Genomic DNA, 20597 nt, shown 5'->3' with positions numbered 1-20597 from the left:
GCGTCAGTGTCGCACCTTTCGCTGGCGTGGCTTATTCACGCCGCGGGCTGAACTTCCAGGTGATGGCAATGAGGCTAGCTGTGATCAGGCCGCTGATGAGGCCGGCGATGGGGAGAGCGAGCAGCAGCGCCGCAGTCGCGGCCCAACCGATCGAGGAGAAGGCTTCGGCAAAAGTCGCAAGCCGCGAGGAGGTCTGGCGGCGGCGGAATTGGCTGCGCCGGGCCTGCACCCGGAACCAGAGCTGGATCGCGGTGGCGGAGGCCGCACTGATGATGATTGCGCCGGCGCTAATTGCCGCCTGGATTGGCGAGGCGAAGGCCAGCGCCGCCACCAGAGGGCAGAAGATCACGGCGGTCGCGATCAGCACCACCTCGATCTTGGCACGGATGACGCTGGATGGCGTCAGCGGCGCGGTCGCGACCAGGTCGGGCGCGTCCTCGCCCGAGATGGTCAGCCAGGCAAGCCCGCCGGCGAGCTGTCCGGCCGCCATTACGATGACAGGCGTGATCAGCGTCAGCGCTGCCGAGCTATCGGCAAAATTTCGCCAGAGCAGCAGCGCCGGCGGCACCAGATAGAGCAGCTGCATCAGGGTCTGCGAGATCAGCCAGGGATCGCGCCAGAGCAGCGAAAATTCCTTGCGTCGCAGCGCCTGCTGCCGCGATCCGCCGCGGAACGGGCGCTCCTTCGCGCGCACGCGGCCGGATGCGCCATACGCCGCCGCATCGATGGCAGTATCGGCAAAGCGGCCCGAAAAGATCGCCATGACGCTTCCGAGCAGCACGAGCCCGAGCGCGAGAAGCAGCAACAGCGCCTCGCAGTCGCCCATGGTCGCCCGCGCCGGCCACCACCAGATGCTGTCGACATCGGGCGCGTAGGCGGCGAGGCTACCCGAGGTCAGGATGGTGAAGCGCGACAGCGTGCCGTAGGACATGATCGCGGCGACCTGGAGCGCGATCACGAAGCCAGCGCCGATGACCGCGGCGAGGATCTGGGCGATCAAGCGCGTCCGCGCCGGCCCGATCAGCCGAAACAGGAGAATGGTGACGGCAATAGCGATCGCCGCCGCCGACAGGCCCATCGCGACCACGACGCCCAACGCGCTGAGCCATCGCGCACCGCCGCCGATCACCAGCACGTCGATGAAGGGCGTCGAGAACAGCAGCGCCATCACCGTGACGGTCAGCGCGATCGCGGCAATGCGGACCGAGAACAGGTTGGCCAGCCTCGCCGGCGAGGACATGATGAGGTCGAGATCGGCACGGGCGTAAAACACCCGTGTCACCGATTCGATCGCCTGCGACAGCATCAAGCTCCAGGCCAGAAAGATCGTCGCCGAGATCACGATCAGCGAGGACTTGTCGAGCGGCAGTTGCAGATCGGCGAAGCGGCCGATCACCGCCCAGGCCGGCACGTGCAGGAGTGCTGCGAAGAACAACAGGCCGATGAGGGCGGCGCGCGCTCGCTTGCGCTGGCCGCCGGTCATCATGGCAAACCATTCGCGCCAGGCGAGCCGGAGCTCGTGACGAGCGAACCAGGAGATCGCGGTCGCCGAGCTCATGCGGCGTCCGGAAACGTCACCAGCGCGATGAAAAGGTCTTCCAGGCTGGTATCATCATGGCCGTTCTGCCGGCGCAGTTCGTCAAGCGTGCCTTCGGCGACCAGATGGCCCGATGCGATCACGCCGATGCGGTCGGCCATGCGCTCGGCGACCTCGAGAATATGCGTGGTCATGATGACGGTGCAGCCGGCGCGGACGCGCTCGCTGAGGAGGCCCTTCACATGGCGGGCGGAAACGGCATCGAGCCCCGTCAGCGGCTCGTCGAGGATGATGAGGCGGGGATCGTGCACCAGCGCGCCGGCCAGCGCCACCTTCTGGCGCATGCCTTTGGAAAAGCCTTCGCAGCGTTCGTGCCGATGCGACTCGAGGCCAAGCGAGCCGAGAAGCTCCTGCGCAACAGGTTCCGAGCTGGACGGCGCGATACCCCAGAGACCGGCGACGAACTCGAGATATTCGAGCGGCGTCAGCTTGTCGTAGATCATCGGCTCGTCGGACACCCATGCCATCATCTGCTTGGCGGCGACCGGATTTTGGAGCGCATCGATGCCGAAGATCGAGACGCGTCCGGCATCGGGCCGCAGCAGGCCTGCAACCATGCGCAGGGTGGTGGTCTTGCCGGCGCCGTTAGGGCCGACCAGGGCATAGAATTCGCCGGCATGAATAGTGAGATCGAGGCCATCGACCGCCAAACGGTCAAAACGCTTCGTTAACCCCAGGACTTCCAGCGCCGAGCTGTCCGGCTTCATGACGGCCACACCATCCGGTTTTGCATCGTCCGCGACCATGACTTTAAGATGTTTCGGCACCGTGAATTTACGGCCGACAAATTCCGTCATCCTAAAGGCAAGTCACCGTTTGTTGACAGCGCTTGGCGGTTCAGGCTGAATTGGCCTCGGACAAATGGCGCTGACGCAGCGAAACGACTGCGTAGCGACTGGACACAAGATGCAACAAGGCGGTCAAGAAGAACCGTTGGTTGCGTCGGGAGGATGCGCGGCGATGCTGGATTTCGTTCAGCAGCTGGTCAGCGGTGTTGCGCTCGGCTGCGTCTACGGCCTGATCGCGCTCGGCTTCGTGCTCGTCTACAAGGCCACCGAGGTCGTCAATTTCGCCCAGGGCGACCTGATGATGCTCGGCGGTTTCTTCGCCTTCACCTTCATCGGCATGATGGGTCTGAACTACTGGATCGGCTTTGCCGGTGCCATAGCCGCCATGGCGCTGTTCGGCATGCTGGCGGAGCGCGTGGTGGTGCGGCCGATCCTCGGCTATCCACAATTCTCCATCATCATGGCGACGATCGGCCTCGGCTATTTCTTGCGCTCGATCGCCGGCATGATCTGGGGCACCGACGACTTGAAAATCGAGACCCCCTTCAGCCAGGGGGTGCTGCGCATGGGCTCTCTGGTCCTTGCCTACGACAAGCTCTCGGTGATCGCAGCAACAATGATCCTGTGCGCGCTGCTATGGCTGTTCTTCAACAAGACCACGCTTGGCACTGCGATGCGTGCCAGTTCCGAGAACATGCTGGCGGCCTATTACATGGGTATTCCGGTCAAGCGCGTGGTGTCGATCGTCTGGGCCATTAGCGCGGCGGTCGCCACCTGCGCCGGCGTGCTGCTGGCGCCGATCACCTTCATCCATTCCAATGTCGGCCTCGTGCTCGGCCTAAAGGCCTTTCCCGCCGCCGTGCTCGGCGGCTTCGGCTCGATCCCGGGCGCAGTCGTCGGCGGCGTGCTGATCGGCGTGATCGAGAGCATGGCCGGCTTTTATCTGGCCGAAGGTTGGAAGGACGTCGCACCCTATATCGTGCTGCTCGCCGTGCTGCTCTTGAAACCTGAAGGCCTGTTCGGTCTCCACGTCCGCAAGAAGGTCTGAACGCCATGCGCTTTCTGTTCAAGACCGATTATGAGGACGACATCAAGCTGTTTCCGCACTCGGGCTACGTCGCCACCTATGGCGCCCTGCTCGCACTGCTGCTGATCGCGCCGTATGTGCTCTCCAGCTACCTGATGAGCCAGCTCGTCTTCGTCTGCATCTATGCGACCGTCGGCGTGGCGCTGCTGATCCTGACCGGGTTTACCGGCCAGGCCTCGCTCGGGCACGCAGCGTTCCTCGCGATCGGGGCCTATACCGCGGCGTATTTGCAGAAATACAACGTGCCGTTCCCGGTCTACTTCCTCGCCGCAGGACTGCTGACCGGCATCATCGGCGCGATGGTCGGCTTTCCCGCCCTGCGCCTGACCGGCATCTATCTCGTCATCGCCACCATCTCCTTTGCCTTGATCGTCGAGGAGATCCTGGCGCGCTGGGAGAGCGTCACCAACGGCAATGAAGGCATGCGGGTCAAGACGCTATCGCTGCTCGGCGTCACGGTCCCGCGCGACAGCCCGACCTTCTATTACCTCTGCCTTGCCGTGCTGGTGCTGACCATCGTCGGCACGCTCAATCTGCTGCGCTCGCCGACAGGCCGCGCCTTTGTTGCGATCCGCGACTCCGAGACGGCGGCGCGCAGCATGGGCGTCAATGTTGCGCTCTACAAGGTGAAGTCCTTTGCGATCTCGGCGGCGATCACCGGTTTTGCCGGGGTGCTGTTCGCGCACAAGCTCTCGTTCATCTCGCCGGAGATGTTCACGCTGCAGCTCTCGATCGAGTTCATCATCGTGATCCTGATCGGCGGCGCCTTCAGCCTGCACGGCGCGGTTCTGGGCGCGATCTTTATCGTGATGATCGATCCGTTCCTGACCTATCTCAAGGACGACATGCCCGGCATGATCGCCGGCATCGCCGCGACATTTGGTGCGAGCTCGGCGACTGCGGGCAACATTCAGTCCAAGGTCGCAGCCTTCGCCTCGCTCAACGGCCTGAAAGGCGCGATCTACGGCATCATCATCGTGCTGTTCGTGCTGTTCGAGCCGCTCGGCCTCTACGGCCGCTGGCTCAAGATCAAGCTCTTCTTCCAGCTGTTCCCGCTCTACAAGCGCGCCACCTTCAAGCGGCAGAAGATCTACGTGAAATCGGAGCGCAACCGATGAGCTATTTCCGCGCTGAGAACCTGTCGCTGCACTTCGGCGGTCTCAAGGCGGTCGATGCGGTCTCGTTCGCGATCGAGAAAGGCGAGATCCTCTCCATCATCGGTCCCAACGGCGCCGGCAAGAGTTCGATCTTCAACCTGATCTCGCGGATTTACCGGCCGACCTCGGGCCGCATCTTCTTCGAGGACCAGGACATCACCGAACAGCCGCCCTACGACATCGCCAAGCTCGGTATTGCCCGCACCTTCCAGAACATCGAGCTGTTCGAGAACGCGACCGTGCTCTCCAATCTGCTGGTTGGACGCCACCGCCATTCCACCACGCAACTCTGGCAGGAGCTGCTGTTCCTGCCGAGCGTACGGGCCAACGAGAAGGTGCACCGCCGCCGGGTCGAGCAGGTGATCGAATTCCTCGATCTCGAACCCTATCGCGACAAGCTGATCTCGGGCCTTCCCTATGGCGTGCGCAAGGTCATCGAGCTGGCGCGCGCGCTGTGCTCGGAGCCGAAGCTGATCCTGCTGGATGAGCCGTCCTCCGGCCTCAATGTCGAGGAGACCGACGACATGTCGTTCTGGATCCGCGACATGAAAAACGAACTCGGCGTCACCGTGCTGATGGTCGAGCACGACATGTCGCTGGTCAACCGCGTTTCCGACCGCGTCATTGCCCTCAACTATGGCCGGGTGCTGGCGATGGGCTCGCCGGCCGAGGTGCAGCAGCACCCCGATGTCGTCGCCGCGTATCTGGGGGCCTGAGTCTATGGATGCGACCGCGACACCCGAGACCATCTTGAAACTCTCGAACATCGAGAGCTATTACGGGCCGATCATGGCGATCCGCGGCATCTCGCTGGAGGTACCGCGCGGCCGCATCGTCACGCTGCTCGGCGCCAATGGCGCCGGCAAGACCACGGTGCTGAAGACCATCTCCGGCATCCTCGATCCGCAGAAGGGCGCGATCGAGTTCATGGGCAAGCCGATCCAGCGCATGGAAGCCGACAGGATCGTGCGGCTCGGCCTCAGTCACGTGCCGGAGGGGCGCGAAGTCTTCCCGTTCCTCTCGGTGCGCGAGAACCTGATGATGGGCGCCTATCCGCGCCGGGACCGTGACGGCGTCGCGGAAGATCTGGAGCGCGTCTACGACTATTTCCCGCGCCTGAAGGAGCGCATCAACCAGCCGGCCGGTCAGCTCTCCGGCGGCGAGCAGCAGATGTTGGCGATCGGCCGCGCCCTGATGAACCGGCCGACGCTGCTCCTGCTCGACGAGCCCTCGCTCGGTCTATCGCCGCTGCTGGTGAAGGAGATCTTCACCATCATCCGCCGCGTCAACGAGGAGCAGGGCATGTCGATCCTGCTGGTCGAGCAGAACGCCAAGGTGGCGCTGGAGACCGCGCATGACGGCTATGTCCTGGAGATCGGCCGAATCGTGATGAACGACACCTGCGACCGCTTGATGCATTCCCAGGACATCCAGGAATTTTACCTTGGCGCCAAGGAAGTGGGCGCTAGAGGCGAACGGCGCTGGAAAAAGAAGAAAACGTGGCGTTAGATGGACGAGCCCCTCCGCAAGACATAGACCGCCGGCAAGGCAGGCGACGGAGGGGATCGCGACAAGGAGGAGAGGTGCATGGCCCGACCGGCGGTGCTGACGGTCGCTGATACGATCGCGAAGAGCTTCCTGCGCGCCGTCGAGACGCGGGGCGACAGGCCGGCGATCCGCGAGAAGAAGTTCGGCATCTGGCAGCCGACGAGCTGGCGCCAATGGCTGGATATCTCAAAAGAGGTCGCCTATGCGCTTCGCGCGATCGGCTTCTTGCCCGGCGACGTCGCCTCCATCATCGCCAATGCCGTGCCCGAATGGGTCCATGCCGACATGGGCATCCTGTGCGCCGGAGGCGTCTCCTCCGGGATCTATCCGACCGACGCATCCTCCCAGGTCGAATATCTCGTCAACGACTCCAGAACAAAGGTGATCTTCGTCGAGGACGAGGAGCAACTCGACAAGGTCCTCGCCTGCCGGGCGCGCTGTCCGACCTTGCAGAAGATCATCGTGTTCGACATGGAGGGCCTCGGCGGCTTCTCCGACGACATGGTGATGTCGCTCGACGAGTTCCGCGCGCTCGGCCGCAACCACATGGTCGGCCGCGAGACGCTGTGGCAGGAGATGATCGACAGCCGCGGCGCCAGCGATCTCGCAATCCTCGTCTACACGTCGGGCACGACAGGGCCGCCCAAAGGCGCGATGCATGCCAACCGCAGCGTGACGCATCAGATGCGGCACGCCAGCGACTTCATTCCCGCGCAAGAGGACGAGGACCGGCTGATCTTTCTGCCGCTCTGCCATGTCGCCGAGCGCGTCGGCGGCTATTACATCTCGGTCGCGCTCGGCTCGGTGATGAACTTTGCCGAGAGTGCGGAGACCGTGCCCGATAATTTGCGCGAGGTGCAGCCGACCGTTTTCCTCGCAGTGCCACGGATCTGGGAAAAATTCTATTCCGCCATCACCATCGCGCTGAAGGATGCGACGCCGCTTCAGCAATGGGTCTATCGCCGCGCCATCGGCATCGGCTACCGCATGGTCGATTGCCGGCTCGAGGGCAGGAGGCCGCCGCTGACGCTGCGCCTCGCCAACCGTCTCGCCTATCGCGTCGCTTTCCGCAACATTCGCCGCATGATTGGGCTCGACCGCTGCCGCATCGCCTTCACCGGCGCCGCGCCGATCGCCCCCGAACTGATCCGCTGGTATCTCGCGCTCGGCATCGACATGCACGAAGTCTATGGCCAGACCGAGAATTGCGGGGTTGCCACCATGATGCCGGCGGAGCGGATCAAGCTCGGCTCGGTCGGCACGGCCGTCCCCTGGGGGGAGGTCGCACTGTCGTCCGACGGCGAGATCCTGATCAAAGGTGACTTCCTGTTCATGGGTTACCTGAACCAGCCGGAGAAGACCGCCGAAACCATCGATTCTCGCGGCTGGCTGCACACCGGCGATGTTGGCACCATCGACAATGAAGGCTTCGTCCGCATCACCGACCGGATGAAGGACATCATCATCACCTCGGGCGGCAAGAACATCACGCCGTCTGAGATCGAGAACCAGCTCAAATTCTCGCCCTACATCTCGGATGCCGTGGTGATCGGCGACAAGCGGCCTTATCTCACCTGCCTCGTGATGATCGACCAGGAGAATGTCGAGAAATTTGCGCAGGACCACGACATCCCGTTCACCAATTACGCCAGCCTGTGCCGGGCGACGGAGATTCAGGACCTGATCTGGCGCGAGATCGAACGGGTCAACGGCAATTTTGCCCGCGTCGAGACCATCAAGAAGTTCTACCTGATCGAGCGCCAGCTCACCCCGGAAGACGAGGAACTGACGCCGACCATGAAGCTGAAGCGCGGCTTCGTGAACAAGCGCTACGCTGCCGAGATCGAGGGGATGTATCGCCAGCGTGCGGTAGCGTGACCCACATGCCCCCCGAAGAGTGGGAATCGGTTTTCCGACAGGGCGCATGTGCAGAAAAGAAAAGCCAGCCATTCGAGCAAGCGGAGGAGCGATGGCCCTCGCCCTTCGTCCAACACGGGCCTTTAGGAGAGGAGACGTCAATGTCGAAATCGTTCAGCGCGTTCGGCCTTGCTGTGAGTGTCGTAGTGCTCACCTGTCTGCCGGCCGCGGCGCAAACCAAGGTCACCAACGAAGGCATCTCGCCATCCGAGATCGTCATCGGCACTCACCAGGACCTGTCGGGACCGATCAAGGGTTGGGGCGTCCCGGTCGCAAACGGCATGAAGATGGCGACCGAGGAGATCAATGCGTCCGGCGGGATCAATGGCCGCAAGATTCGACTGGTCATCGAGGACAGCGGCTATGATCCGAAAAAGGCCGTGTTGGCGTCGCAAAAACTGATCGAGCGCGACAAGATCTTCGCGATGGTGGGGCCTATGGGATCACCGACGGTCCTCGCCGCGCAGGACATCCTCTTCGACGCCGGCGTACTGCAGCTCTTCCCGCTGACGGCGGCCGAGTTCACCTTCAAGTTCGATCCGGCCAAGCCGCAGGAGCGGTTGAAGTTCAACAACCTGTTGCCTTACGTCGAGAGCACGCGGGCCGCGCTGAAATTCATGATGGAGTGGAAGGGCTTCAAGAAGCCCTGCATCATGCATCAGGATGACGAGTACGGTAAGAACGTGCTCGACGGCTTCAACCAGCAGCTCACCGCGATGAAGGCTCAGCCGGCTTCGATCACGAGCTACAAGCGGGGCGCCTCCGACTTCAGCGCGCAGATCGCCAAGATGAAGTCCGACGGCTGCGACCTCGTCGTGCTCGGCACTGTGCTCCGCGAGACCATAGGAGCGATGACCGAAGCCAAGAAACTCGGCTGGGACGTCACCTTCCTCGGTGCCACGCCGACCAACGTGATGGAGGTGCCGATGCTCGGCAAGGAAGCCGTCGAAGGTCTCTACGCCGCCAGCGGCTTCGAGATTCCTTACGAGGACACCGCTAAGGGCAAGGTCAAGGACTGGCTGGTCAACTACAAGAAGATGTTTGGCACCGACGCCAACACGCAGGCGATCATCGGCTACAACGCGGTGATGACCTTTGCGTTCTACGCGGAGAAGGCGGGCAAGGATCTCACAGGTCAGAAGATGCTGGACGCGCTCGAATCGGGCGAGAAATTCCTCGACATCTTCAACTCGCCCCCGACCAAGTTCTCCAAGACCGACCACCTCGCCAACACCATCACTCAGGTACAGCAGGTCAAGGGCGGCCGCTGGGTGCTGGTGAAGGACAATCTGATGTTTTGATGCGCTCGCTCTGCCGCGCGAACGCTTCACCCTCTCCACTCGCCGGAGAGGGTGGCTTCGCGAATGCGACGTCGGTGAGGGGTTCTATCCTCACGAGCAGTCTTGCGAGCGGAGACAGAGCCGGCGCTTCGCGCCACCTTCTCCCGCAAGGGGAGAAGGAAGAAAGCGCGACCGGCTACGATCCCCACCCGCCGTCCCCGAATTCACCGGGGCCAGTTCGTCCTCCCTGCAACGGCAGCGGGCAGCGCCTTGCGCCGGCCCGTTGTCTTCATGCGCGCTACAAAGTCGATCACCGCGGCTCGGTGGCTGCGATCGAGAACCGCGCGGGTTCGTCGACATATTTCATCACGGCCGACTGGTAGAGCACGAACAGCGGCTGATAGCTCCGCGCAGCGTCGTCCTCGACCATTGCCATGCGGCGATTGTCGAGCATCAGCCAGTGGCCGTCGAGCCGCGCGGCGGCCACAGCATGCGCCTCGCCGGCGCGGGTGTCGCGCACCACGACGATGCGGAGGTCTTCAGCGGCAATGCCGGCGAGCCGCAGTGCGGCGAGCTTGGCAATAGCGTAGTCTTCGCAATCGCCGGCGCCGCGCTGGAAGGTCGCAAGCGGCGAGCTCCAGACGTCATCGGTGCCGTCATTGACGGCTCGGACGGCGAGGTTGATGGCGCGGTTGGCTTCGCCCAGCCGTGCACGGCCGTCGCGATCACGAGCCTGGTCGACGATGGCGAGCAGCTTCAGGGCCGCAGGCGATGCGCAATTGTCCCGATCGCCATCGCACAGCGCGAGCTGCACCATGTCGTCGTCGAGCTTGTCCTTCAGCGCGAGCCATTTCCGTTGCAGGCCGCCCGACGAGATGGCGAAGGCGAACACGCCGAACGGCTCGGCGGATTTGCGCACAAGGACGCCGGCGCCGGGCGATAGCAGCGTCCCGGCGCGAAGCTCAGCGGCCGATCCGAGCAGGACCAATCCGCACATGACAAGGATTGCGCGCCAAGCGCGCCAGCGAGCAGCGGTCTCCATCTGACATCCCCTTCCGGGCTTCGCGAGATCCCTCTCGATCTCGACGTGCCGGCTTCGTTGCTTTCGGGCAGATAGTGCGAGATGGGCCGTTTTGTTCTGCTTAACGCGCCCGGCAGGGGTCACAAAACCGGGGAACAGGCTGAAACGCGCCTGCTCATATTGCGTAAAATTTTACGGGCCACAGGCGAGGGGGGACGCCACCGACGCGAAATGGAGCCAACTGCAAGTGATGGTTGTGCATTCGTGATTTCACGCGCTATGGCTAACGACTCGCTATTTCACGCGTTCTATTAACTGGATCACAGATTTGGCTCCATATTTGCCCCAGTGTGCTGCCGGGCATCCGAATAAAAGCTGACACAAGTATTCCTTACCTATTCTATACTATAGAATACGTGGAGATCGACGAAATGAGCTCGGGCAGCTGAAAATTATACTTCCGAATGTTGCCGGTATTGCCGCGCGTCCTCCAGGAGACTTGGTTCGATGGGCCTCTGCGGCTTCGGTGACGCCAAATCACACAAGCAATAGATGGTTTCGCTAAGGAGTTGGTAATGCTATGCAAGCTTAGGCAGTCGATACTTACTTAGATTTTAACCCTTTTTACGGTGCGCGGTTGAACTACGCTGGCAAATTTGACGCCGCGATCTCCTTGGACGGCCCGGGTTCCCGTTTACCCGCCGATGTTCATGTCGATTTCTCTGCCGCCAAGCCCTTTATCGCAAAGGCACATGGCAATGTGCCCGATGGCGCGTTCGTTGTTCCTGACCCCAGGCTGATCTTCAACGGCGAGTTCAAGCGCGCAGGTCTCGACCTCGTGCTGTCCCATGAGGGTCGCGAGTTCGTCGTTCACGATTATTTCAGGGGCGACAAGCGGACAGCGATCGCCTCGCAAGACGGCGCCCATCTCACCGGCGACATCGTCAATACCCTCACGGGCCATGTACAATATGCGCAGGCTGCGCCCGGCACCGCAGCGGCCCAGGTCATCGGTCACGTCACAAAACTCTCCGGCAGCGCGACCGCGATCCGTAACGGCGTATCGGTCATCCTGAACAATGGCGACAATGTCGAGAAGGGCGACGTGGTCTCGACCGCCGCCGATTCGACGCTCGGCATCACCTTCATCGACGGCACCGTGTTCGGCCTGTCCTCCAATGCGCGGATGGTTCTGAACGAGATGGTCTACGACCCCAACGGGTCGAGCAATTCCTCGCTGCTGAGCCTGGTCGCGGGTACCATCACCTTCGTCGCCGGCGAGACCGCCAAGCACGGCGACATGAAGGTTGACACGCCGGTCGCCACGATGGGCATCCGCGGCACTGCGGTGCTGACCCAGATCAACTTCGTCGTCCCCGCCGGCGGGGGCGATCCGCAGCCGCAGGCGAGCTTCCAGGTGCTGGTCGAGCCGAACGGCACCACGGGCTCGTACATTCTGTTCGACAAGATCACGCTGCTGCCGATCGCGACGGTCAACCAGGCCGGCCAGATGATCCAGATCAGCGGCGGCAACGTCTCGATCACCAATGCGCTGATGTCGCCCGACGTGCAGAAGCTGATCACGGACGTGTTCACGCTGAAGTTCACCGACAACAACAGCAACACCAAGCTGACCACGAACTTCACCGACACGATCACGCAGACCAGCGACGGAATCTTGATCAAGACCCCGGCCGGCTACATCGTGACCGCGGTCTTCACGAACTTCAATCCGCAGGGACAGGAAGCCCCTAGCAACTCCACGCCCACGGCCACCCGTGTTCCCGGCCAGCCGCTGGTGCAAAGCCTCGATTCCAGTGGCAATGTGAAGACCGCGTTCGCGCTCACCGAGCGCGCGGACGCCACGGGCGACACAACGCATGCCGACACTGTCTCAGGCCGGATCACCTTCGTCGACCAAAACCTTGGCGACCGGCCGTCGGTGTCGGTGAGCCTCGCCGAGTCGCCGAACTACGTCTACAAGAACGCCGGCCAGCAGGACGTCACCGGCTCGCTCACCGCGCTCCAGAAGCAGGACATCGCGGCGACGCAGATCCAGATCAGTGTCGTCGCCGATGGCGGCAACACCAACAACGGCTCCGCGGTCTGGACCTACACGATCCCCGACAACGTTTTCGACTTCCTCGCGGCCGGTGAAACGCTGACGCTGACCTACATGGTTCGCGTCGATACCAATTTCGCGGTGAGTCCGGAGTCCAAGTTCATCCCGATCACCATCACGATCACCGGGACGAACGACAAGCCCGCCATCGCGACATCGGGTGGCACCGTCATCGAGAAGGTCGGGACCGGCAACCAGGCTCTGGACACCATCACGGGCACGGTCACCTTCACCGACGTCGATCTGACGGACCGGCCGATCGTGAGCGCGGCGCTCTCGTCGACCCAGCCGTTCAAATATCTCGATGCGGAAGGCAACGATATCACCGCGACGCTGACGCCGGAGCAACGCGCCGCGATCGCCGCCGTTGAGGTGCCGCTGACCGTGGTGCAGGGCGCGGGAAACAGTAACAACGGTTCGGCGATCTGGACCTACAGCGTTCCCGACCATCTCTTCGATTTCCTCGCCGAAGGCGAGACGCTGACCCTCAACTATGTCGTGCAGGTCGATGACGGGCACGGCGGTGTGGTCAGCACGCCGATCACCGTGTCCATCAACGGTGCGGACGTCAATGTCGAGGGCACCAACGACCTGCCGACGATCGTCGAAGACTCCACGATTCCAACCGGCGCGGTGATCGAGGACACGGCGGGGACGCTCGCGGCGAGCGGCACCATTGCCTTCAACGACCCCGATCTCACGGACACGCACACCGCGAGTTTCGCGCTGAAGTCGACGACGTCGAGCGCGCATCTACCCGGCTTCAGCGACGGCACCTCGCATGTCGGCACTTTCGCGCTTGCGGCGGTGAGCGAAAGTCCCGGCGTCAGCACGCGAGGTTCCGTGGGCTGGACCTTTACGCTCCACGATAGCGATCCGGTGCTCCAGTCGCTGGCCGAAGGCCAGACCATCACGCAGGTCTACACCGTTACGGTCGACGATCATCACGGCGGGACGGTCACCCAGGACGTCACGGTGACCATTACCGGGACCAACGATGCGCCGACCGTTACGAGCGATGCCGACGCGGCAAGGGGCAAAGTCATCGAGGACACGGGCCTGACGCTGTCGATCGGCGGCACGCTGGCGATCCAGGATCTGGACCTGATCGACACCCATACGGCGCAGGCGGTGTTCAAGTCCTCGTCCTCGAGTGCGCATCTGCCTGGCTTTGCTGAGGGCGCCACGAATATCGGCACCTTCACGATCGATCCTTCGGTGCTCGAATCCAACACCGACACCAACAATGGCGCCACGCTGGGTTGGCACTTCACGCTCGACAACGGCAATGCGATGCTGCAGTCCCTGGCGGAAGGGCAGACTATCACCCAGGTCTACACCGTCACCTTCACTGACGATCACAATGCGACGGTCACGCAGGACGTCACCGTCACCATCACGGGCGTCAACGACGCGCCGACCATCACCAGCGATGCCGCGGCGGCAACGGGCGCGGTCACCGAGGATGAGGGCTCGTCGCTGTCGGCATGCGGCACGCTGGCGATCCAGGACGTCGACCTGATCGACACCCATACGGCGCAGTGGTCGTTCAAATCGTCGTCCGTCAGCTCGGCTCTGGCGGGCTTCGGGACCGGTTCGCATATCGGCACTTTCTCGATCGATTCGTCGGTGGCTGAATCCAGTAGCGACACCGGCAACGCTGCGACGCTGGGCTGGCACTTCACCTTGGACAACAGCGATCCCGTGCTGCAGTCGCTGGCGGAGGGACAGACCGTCATCCAGGTCTACACCGTCACGTTCGACGATCATCACGGCGGCACCGTCAGCCAGGACGTTACCGTCACGATTACGGGCACCAACGATGCGCCGGCCGTTTCCTATGTGACGTCGAACTACATGAATTTCGACGGCGAGACGATCGCGGTTGGCGACGTGCCGACCGTCGCTACTGATGACGTCACGCTGGACGGTTGGGTGAATTGGAGCGGGGCCGCCCATCCCGGCGACGGCCAGATCCTGTTCTACAACGGCAACACCTCGACCACCGGTTTCGGTCTCCTCCGTACGGTCAACCACGATGGTACCCTGGAGCTGCAGATTCTTGCAGGCGGCGTCGATATCGAAGATACCGGCGTGGCGCTCACGGCGTCGCAGTGGCACAACATCGCGCTGACCCGCGACAACGGCACCTTCACGCTCTATCTGGATGGAAAGCTCGAATATTCGCAGTCATGGGCGTTCAATCCGATCGACGGCAGCCCGTCGAATCCGTCGGCGTCCTACATGATGATCGGTGCGGCCAGTCATGAATGCGGACCCGGCTATAAGGGGGAGGGCTTCACCGGCTCGATCGCCGATGTTAGCGTTTGGACCACTGCGCTCACGCAGACGCAGATCCAGTCGATCGATTTCACCGGTCTCACCGGCAACGAGGCGAATCTTGCCGCGTATTATCAGCTCGGCGACGGCAGCGGGACCATGGCCGCCAATACGGTCAACTCCGCCCACAGCCTCGCGATCGAGGGCACTGCGGCTTGGGCCAGCGGGACCTCCGGGCCGGGCGGCGCCGTTGCCGGTCTGATGGAAACCAACGCCGGCCAGCTCTCGCATGGCGTGCTGACGGTCTCCGACGTCGACGCGATCGACCACGTCACCGTGTCGGTCAGCCAGGTACAGGTCTCTCTCGACGGCGTGCCACAAACCGGCTGCGTCGGCGGGCTGTCGCATGCAGATCTTTTGAACTATCTCACCGTGCCGTCCCGCGACATCCTCGATGGCACGGCCACTTATGCCCAGTTCTCCTGGTGTTTTAATTCGGGTAGCCAGGCCTTCAACTTTCTCGCCGTCGGCCAGACTCTGTCGCTGCAATACACGATTGTTCCGTCGGATGCCGAGGGCGCTGGCACAGGCGCTATCGTCACAGTCAACATTGCCGGCAGCAACGATGCGCCGACGCTGTCCGATCTTCAGATCGGCCCGCTCACGGACACCGCCGAGGACGACACCTTCTCCAACCTCACCGGGCAACTGGCCGGCACCGACTCCGATAGCGGCGAGACGGCGACGCTGACCTTTGCCGTCTTGAACGCGGATCACCATGCCACGACGACGGTTGCGGGACTGTACGGTTCGCTCACGGTCAACCCGGACGGCAGCTACAGCTACGTTCCCAATGCAGGGGCCATCAACGCGCTGTCGGACGGGTCCTATGCAGATATTTTCACGGTCCAGACCACGGACGCGCATGGTGCCACCGGCACGGCAACGCTCACGGTAGACGTGATCGGCGCCGACGACGCCAGCGGCCCGGTTATCGACACCGATGCCGACGCTGCGACGGATGAGTTCCAGATCAGGACCGTAACTGCACATGATCCGGACAGCAGTGTCGCCCCGGGGGCGGCGTGCGGCTCTCTCGATGACATCAACTCGGCCCTCGCGGATGGGGTCACTTATGATCCGGGCCAAACGCCGCCGGACAACGATCAGATCACGCTGACGGTGAAGGACAAAACCACCGGCCTGTTCGATACCGTTCACTTCATCTTCAACGAGGCGGGCGACGCCAGGCACGGCATCATCCTGCAGGGCACCGACGGCAAGGACGTCATTTTCGCGACCGAGACGGGCGATACGTTGACCGGCGGCGGCGGCAAGGACCAGTTCGTGTTCTCGCCGGGTTCGATTGGTTATGGCCACGGACACCATACGGATTTCACGCACACCATTGCCGATTTCGCGATAGGTCTGGACAAGATCGATCTCCGCGAGTTCTCGGACATCAGCTCCATCGGCAATCTCACCATCGTCCAACAGTCTGAGGATACGTCGGCTGCGTGGCAACAACAGATCACTCATCGCGAGGGTCCATCGGTCACGGAGCACGAGTCGCTGCTGCTGAAGAACGTGATCGCGGCAAATCTCAAGGCCAGCGATTTCATCTTCCACATGACTTGATCGCCCCCCGGGGCTCCCGGCGCCGGCTCGCGGCCTGACCACGGCAAAAAATCCATAATCCTCAGTAGCCAGGGCATAGTAAATCGCGCGCGGACGCTCCATGATCGGTGCGCACGGCAGGAGGCGGGACAGGAAGCCCGACCGGCATGAAACGTCTAAAAATCCTGCGGCGGTGGTTTGCGCGCAAGTTCGGCTTTGCGCGGCTGATGTGCCTCGCGCTGCTGGTCCTGTTTGCCGGCGCTCGTCTCTGGGATCCGCCGCCGATTGAGGAATTGCGGCTGCGCACCTTCGACATGTTCCAGCTGATCGATCCGCGCCACAAGACGGCGCGGCCTGTTACCATCGTCGATATCGACGACAAGAGCCTCGCCAAGCTCGGGCAATGGCCGTGGCCGCGCACGCGAATTGCCGATTTGATCCAGAACCTCACCAAGAACGGCGCGGTGGCGATCGGCTTCGACGTGGTGTTTTCCGAGGCCGATCGGCTCAATCCGGATCTGGTCGCGAACCAGATGCGCTATCTCGACGACGCCACCCGTGCCAAGCTGCGCGAGCTGCCGACCAACGACCAGATCCTCGCTGAGGCGATCAAGGGCTCCCGCGTGGTGCTGGGCGAGACCGGGCAGCCGGCGATCTCCTCCGAACTCGACAAGTCCCTGCCCTTCACCGGCGTCGCCACGGTCGGCGAAGAGGGCGCTGAGCGCTTCCTGTTCGAATTCCCCGGCCTCTTGCGCAACGTGCCCGTCATCGAAAAGATCGCCGCCGGCCGCGGCCTGTTCACGATCAAGACCGAGCGCGACGGCCTGATCCGCCGCGTGCCGATGGTGATGCGCGCCCAGGGCAACATCATGCCTTCGCTCAGCCTTGAGATTCTGCGCGTCGCCACGGGCACGCCGACGCTCCTGATCCGGACCGACAAGACTGGCATCAGGGCCGTGCGCCTCAAGGGCCTCGAGATCCCGACCGACAAGAACGGTCAGCTCTGGGTGCATTATGCGCGGCAGGATCCCTCGATCTACGTCTCGGCGGCCGACGTGCTCGACAGCACCGCGCCGCCCGCCAAGCTCGCCGGCAAGCTGGTGCTGGTCGGCACCTCCGCGGTCGGGCTCAACGACATCAAGACCACCCCGGTGTCCTCGACCATGCCGGGGGTCGAGATCCATGCTCAGGTGCTCGAGAGCGTGCTGAGCGGCGCCGTGATCTCCCAGCCGAACTATGCGCTCGGGGTCGAGCTGATAGCGGCGCTAATCATCGGCCTCCTCGTCATCATCTTTACGCCAAACCTCGGCCCAGTGCGCCTCGTGCTGGCGGGCGCGGCCTTCGCCGTCATTCTGGTCGGCGTGTCCTGGTTCTTCTACGCGCAGTACCGCTACCTCATCGATTTCACCTATCCCCTGCTGTCGACCACCGCGATCTATCTGACGCTGATCTTTGCCAGTTTCGTGCGCGAGCAGCGACAGCGCGTGCAGATCCGCGGGCAATTCGCGCAATACATGTCGCCGGTTCTGGTCGAGCAACTCGTGCAGTCGCCGGAGAAGCTCGTGCTCGGCGGCGAGGAGCGCGAGATGACGATCATGTTCTCCGACGTGCGCGGCTTCACTACCATCTCGGAGAGCTACAAGCACGACCCGCAAGGGTTGATCGCGCTGATGAACCGCTTTTTGACGCCGCTGACCGACGTCATCATCGAGCGCAAGGGCTACATCGACAAATACATGGGCGACGCCATCATGGCGTTTTGGAACGCGCCGCTCGACGATGCCGAGCACGAGGTCAACGCCTGCGAGGCCGCGATCCAGATGCTGGAGCAGATCGACGCCGTCAACAAGGAGCGCGAGCAGGAAGCCGCCGACGGCGGCCACGTCTACATTCCGCTCAATGTCGGCATCGGTCTCAACACCGGCATCGGCGTGGTCGGCAACATGGGCTCCGATCTGAAGAAGAACTATTCCGTGCTCGGCGACAGCGTGAACCTCGCCTCGCGCCTTGAGGGGCAGACCAAGGAATACGGCTTCCCGATCATCGTCGGCTCAAGAACTGCGCTCGCGGCCAAGGACAAGTTCGCGATCCTCGAGCTCGACTTCATCATGGTCAAGGGCAAGACCGAGCCGGAGGTGATCTATGCCATCGCCGGCCGCGAGGACGTGATGCATTCGGGCGCTTTCCAGCGCCTGCGCAACATCACCATCGAGATGCTCGGCTGCTACCGCAATCGCGACTGGCAGGGCGCACTGGACGCCATCGAGCGCGGCCGCCGCAGCGAAGACGCCGACACCCTGGAGAAGCTGTTCAGGCTCTATGAAGCGCGAATCAGGGATTTCCAGCTCACGCCGCCACCGGAAGGGTGGACCGGGGCTTATGCGCTGCTGGCGAAGTAGGGGCGTGTGACTTAGCTCCTTCCGAGCGTCATAAAGGACGACAGTTGATGCTTTGCGCAAGTCCGCAGCCGCACCAAAATGTCGTCCCGGCTTCCCGTGCACTAGGCTGGGAAGACGCCGGTAGGTTGCGCGCAGCCCCTCACTCCACGCCGATCGTCGTCAAATCCTGGAACCAGTGCTGCGCCTGCACGAACTGCTTGATCTTCGGCGAGAGCGCATGCGGATTGGTGTCGTGGACCACCCAGACCAGCGTGGCATCGTTCACGATCAGCGCATGCGCCTGCGCCAGCAGAGCGTCCTGTTTGGCGGAATCGAACGTCTGCTTGGCCTCGTCGATCAGTGCATCGACCTCAGGGTTCTTGTAGCCACCCCAGTTGACGCCGACCGGCGCGATCTGCCCGGAATGGAAGAAGCGAACGATGGCGTAGAGCGGATCGGAGGTGACATAGGCGATGTTGTTGGCGGTGATGCCGGCGTTCATCTCGTCAGCCGCGCCTTTGCGCCAGTGTGTATATAATGTCTCGAGCTCGACCACCTTGAAGTCGATCTCGATGCCGATCTCCTTGAAGCTCTGCTGCAGGAATTCATTCATCGGCAGCGACAGCATCTGGCCGGTGCCGCCCTGCGCAATGATGAAGGTGGTCTTCAGTGGCTTCGCCTTGGAGTAGCCGGCCTCTTCGACCAGCTTCTTGGCCGCGGCGAGATCATATTTCAGCTCGAAGCTCGGCTTGCCGAACCACGGGCTGGAGGGATCAACCTGACCCTTGGCAGGTTTTGCCAAGCCGTTCATCAGGGCGACCACCGCCTCGCGATCGATCGCGAGGTTCAGTGCTTTGCGCAGGCGGATGTCCGTCCAGGGCGAGCCCGGCAGCACGCTCAGATGATAGTTCCAGACATGCGGCGTGACGTTGTCGACGAGCTTCATGCCGGCCGCTTTCAGCTGCGGCACGGCGTCTGGCGCCGGCGTCTCGATCAAATCCACTTGGCCGGCAAGCAGCGCGTTGGTGCGCGTCAGGGCCTCCGGCATAGGCACCAGCACGATCTTGTCGGCTTTCGGAATGCGCTTCTTGTTCCAGTAGTCCGGGTTCTTGGTGAGCTCGGCGAGCTCGCGCGGCACCAGCTTTGTCAATTTGAATGGACCGGTCCCGGAGGGCTGGCTTGCGAACCTGTCCCAGTCCTTTCCGAGCTTTTCGTATTGCGCCGGGCTCGACACCAGGAACCACAGCATCTGATAGGGAAAGAAGGAGTCGACCGTCTTGGTAGTGATCTCCACCGTGACATCGTCGATTTTGGCGTAGCTAGCGACCGAGGGAAGACGAGTCTTCACCTGCGCGCTCTGCCGCTTGTCGAATTGCGGCGCCTTGTCGTTGAGCACCTTGTCGAGATTCCAGATCACTGCATCGGCATTGAACTCGCTGCCGTCGTGAAACGTCACGCCTTTGCGCAAAGCAAAGCGCCATTTGGTCTTGTCGGTATCATCGACCTTCCATTCGGTGGCGAGCCCCGGCACCAGCCTGCCGGGGCGGTCGGCGACGTCCATCTCCCAGGCCACCAAGGGATCGTAGATCGTGTAGGCGGTGAACTGATAAGCACCGGCACCGCGATCCGGCTGGCCCGTCGTCAGCGGAATATCCGCCATCGAGATGCCGTAGCGCACCACCGTTTCGGCGCGCGCCGCCATCGCGGACAACGCCAGCGCAAGCACGGCGAGACAGGTCGACAATCGAATACGCATTGGCCCAAAGCTCCCAGGAGACGTCGGGGCCGAACCTGCAATCTTGATG

Annotated in this window: 12 protein-coding genes; 8 read left to right on the top strand and 4 right to left on the bottom strand. The window is 62.7% G+C overall.

The window, feature by feature from the left end; genetic code table 11:
* Positions 1-31: 31 nt before the first annotated feature.
* The gene (locus tag IVA87_RS23930; protein ID WP_247308048.1) at positions 32-1558 is read right to left on the bottom strand and encodes a permease; all 1527 of its coding nucleotides are present in this window, start codon (positions 1556-1558) and stop codon (positions 32-34) included.
* Positions 1555-2304, bottom strand: coding sequence for an ABC transporter ATP-binding protein (locus tag IVA87_RS23925; RefSeq protein ID WP_247308163.1), 750 nt, complete (start codon positions 2302-2304; stop codon positions 1555-1557). The genes IVA87_RS23930 and IVA87_RS23925 overlap by 4 nt, the downstream gene beginning before the upstream one ends.
* A 253-nt stretch (positions 2305-2557) precedes the next feature.
* Here IVA87_RS23925 and IVA87_RS23920 point away from each other — a divergent pair, with 253 nt between their 5' ends.
* The 6 genes from IVA87_RS23920 to IVA87_RS23895 all read left to right on the top strand — a co-directional run bounded on the left by IVA87_RS23920 (position 2558) and on the right by IVA87_RS23895 (position 9395).
* Positions 2558-3433 carry a branched-chain amino acid ABC transporter permease gene (locus IVA87_RS23920; protein ID WP_247308050.1) on the top strand — a complete coding sequence of 292 codons (876 nt, stop codon included), beginning with the start codon at positions 2558-2560 and terminating at the stop codon, positions 3431-3433.
* Between the two features lie 5 nt (positions 3434-3438).
* Positions 3439-4590, top strand: coding sequence for a branched-chain amino acid ABC transporter permease (locus IVA87_RS23915; protein WP_247335266.1), 1152 nt, complete (start codon positions 3439-3441; stop codon positions 4588-4590).
* On the top strand, positions 4587-5345 hold the full coding sequence (locus IVA87_RS23910) for an ABC transporter ATP-binding protein (protein ID WP_247308053.1): 759 nt from the start codon (positions 4587-4589) through the stop codon (positions 5343-5345). Before IVA87_RS23915 ends, IVA87_RS23910 begins: the two co-directional genes overlap by 4 nt.
* 4 nt (positions 5346-5349) lie before the next feature.
* Positions 5350-6138: an ABC transporter ATP-binding protein gene (locus IVA87_RS23905; RefSeq protein WP_247308055.1), complete on the top strand. Its 789-nt coding sequence runs from the start codon at positions 5350-5352 to the stop codon at positions 6136-6138.
* A gap of 78 nt (positions 6139-6216) precedes the next feature.
* A complete protein-coding gene (locus IVA87_RS23900) occupies positions 6217-8055 on the top strand; it encodes an AMP-dependent synthetase/ligase (RefSeq protein ID WP_247335263.1) in 1839 nt (612 codons plus the stop codon).
* A 140-nt stretch (positions 8056-8195) separates the two neighbouring features.
* Positions 8196-9395, top strand: coding sequence for an ABC transporter substrate-binding protein (locus IVA87_RS23895; protein WP_247308060.1), 1200 nt, complete (start codon positions 8196-8198; stop codon positions 9393-9395).
* A gap of 289 nt (positions 9396-9684) precedes the next feature.
* Here IVA87_RS23895 and IVA87_RS23890 read toward each other — a convergent pair whose 3' ends face one another.
* The gene (locus IVA87_RS23890) at positions 9685-10416 is read right to left on the bottom strand and encodes a transglutaminase-like cysteine peptidase (RefSeq protein ID WP_247308063.1); all 732 of its coding nucleotides are present in this window, start codon (positions 10414-10416) and stop codon (positions 9685-9687) included.
* Positions 10417-11068: 652 nt separating this feature from the next.
* On the opposite strand from IVA87_RS23890, the gene IVA87_RS23885 reads away from it, so the two are divergent.
* Together IVA87_RS23885 and IVA87_RS23880 are read left to right on the top strand one after the other, a co-directional pair.
* Complete coding sequence (locus IVA87_RS23885) at positions 11069-16435, top strand: VCBS domain-containing protein (RefSeq protein ID WP_247335260.1); 5367 nt, start codon at positions 11069-11071, stop codon at positions 16433-16435.
* 146 nt (positions 16436-16581) lie between these two features.
* Positions 16582-18813, top strand: coding sequence for an adenylate/guanylate cyclase domain-containing protein (locus tag IVA87_RS23880; RefSeq protein WP_247308068.1), 2232 nt, complete (start codon positions 16582-16584; stop codon positions 18811-18813).
* Positions 18814-18952: 139 nt separating this feature from the next.
* Here the strand turns inward: IVA87_RS23880 and IVA87_RS23875 are convergent, their stop codons facing one another.
* Positions 18953-20548 carry an ABC transporter substrate-binding protein gene (locus IVA87_RS23875; protein WP_247308071.1) on the bottom strand — a complete coding sequence of 532 codons (1596 nt, stop codon included), beginning with the start codon at positions 20546-20548 and terminating at the stop codon, positions 18953-18955.
* Positions 20549-20597: the final 49 nt, after the last annotated feature.

The sequence above is a fragment of the Bradyrhizobium sp. 147 genome (assembly GCF_023073935.1).
In the GTDB taxonomy this organism is placed as follows: domain Bacteria; phylum Pseudomonadota; class Alphaproteobacteria; order Rhizobiales; family Xanthobacteraceae; genus Bradyrhizobium.
This window is presented reverse-complemented; position numbering and strand designations above follow the sequence as displayed.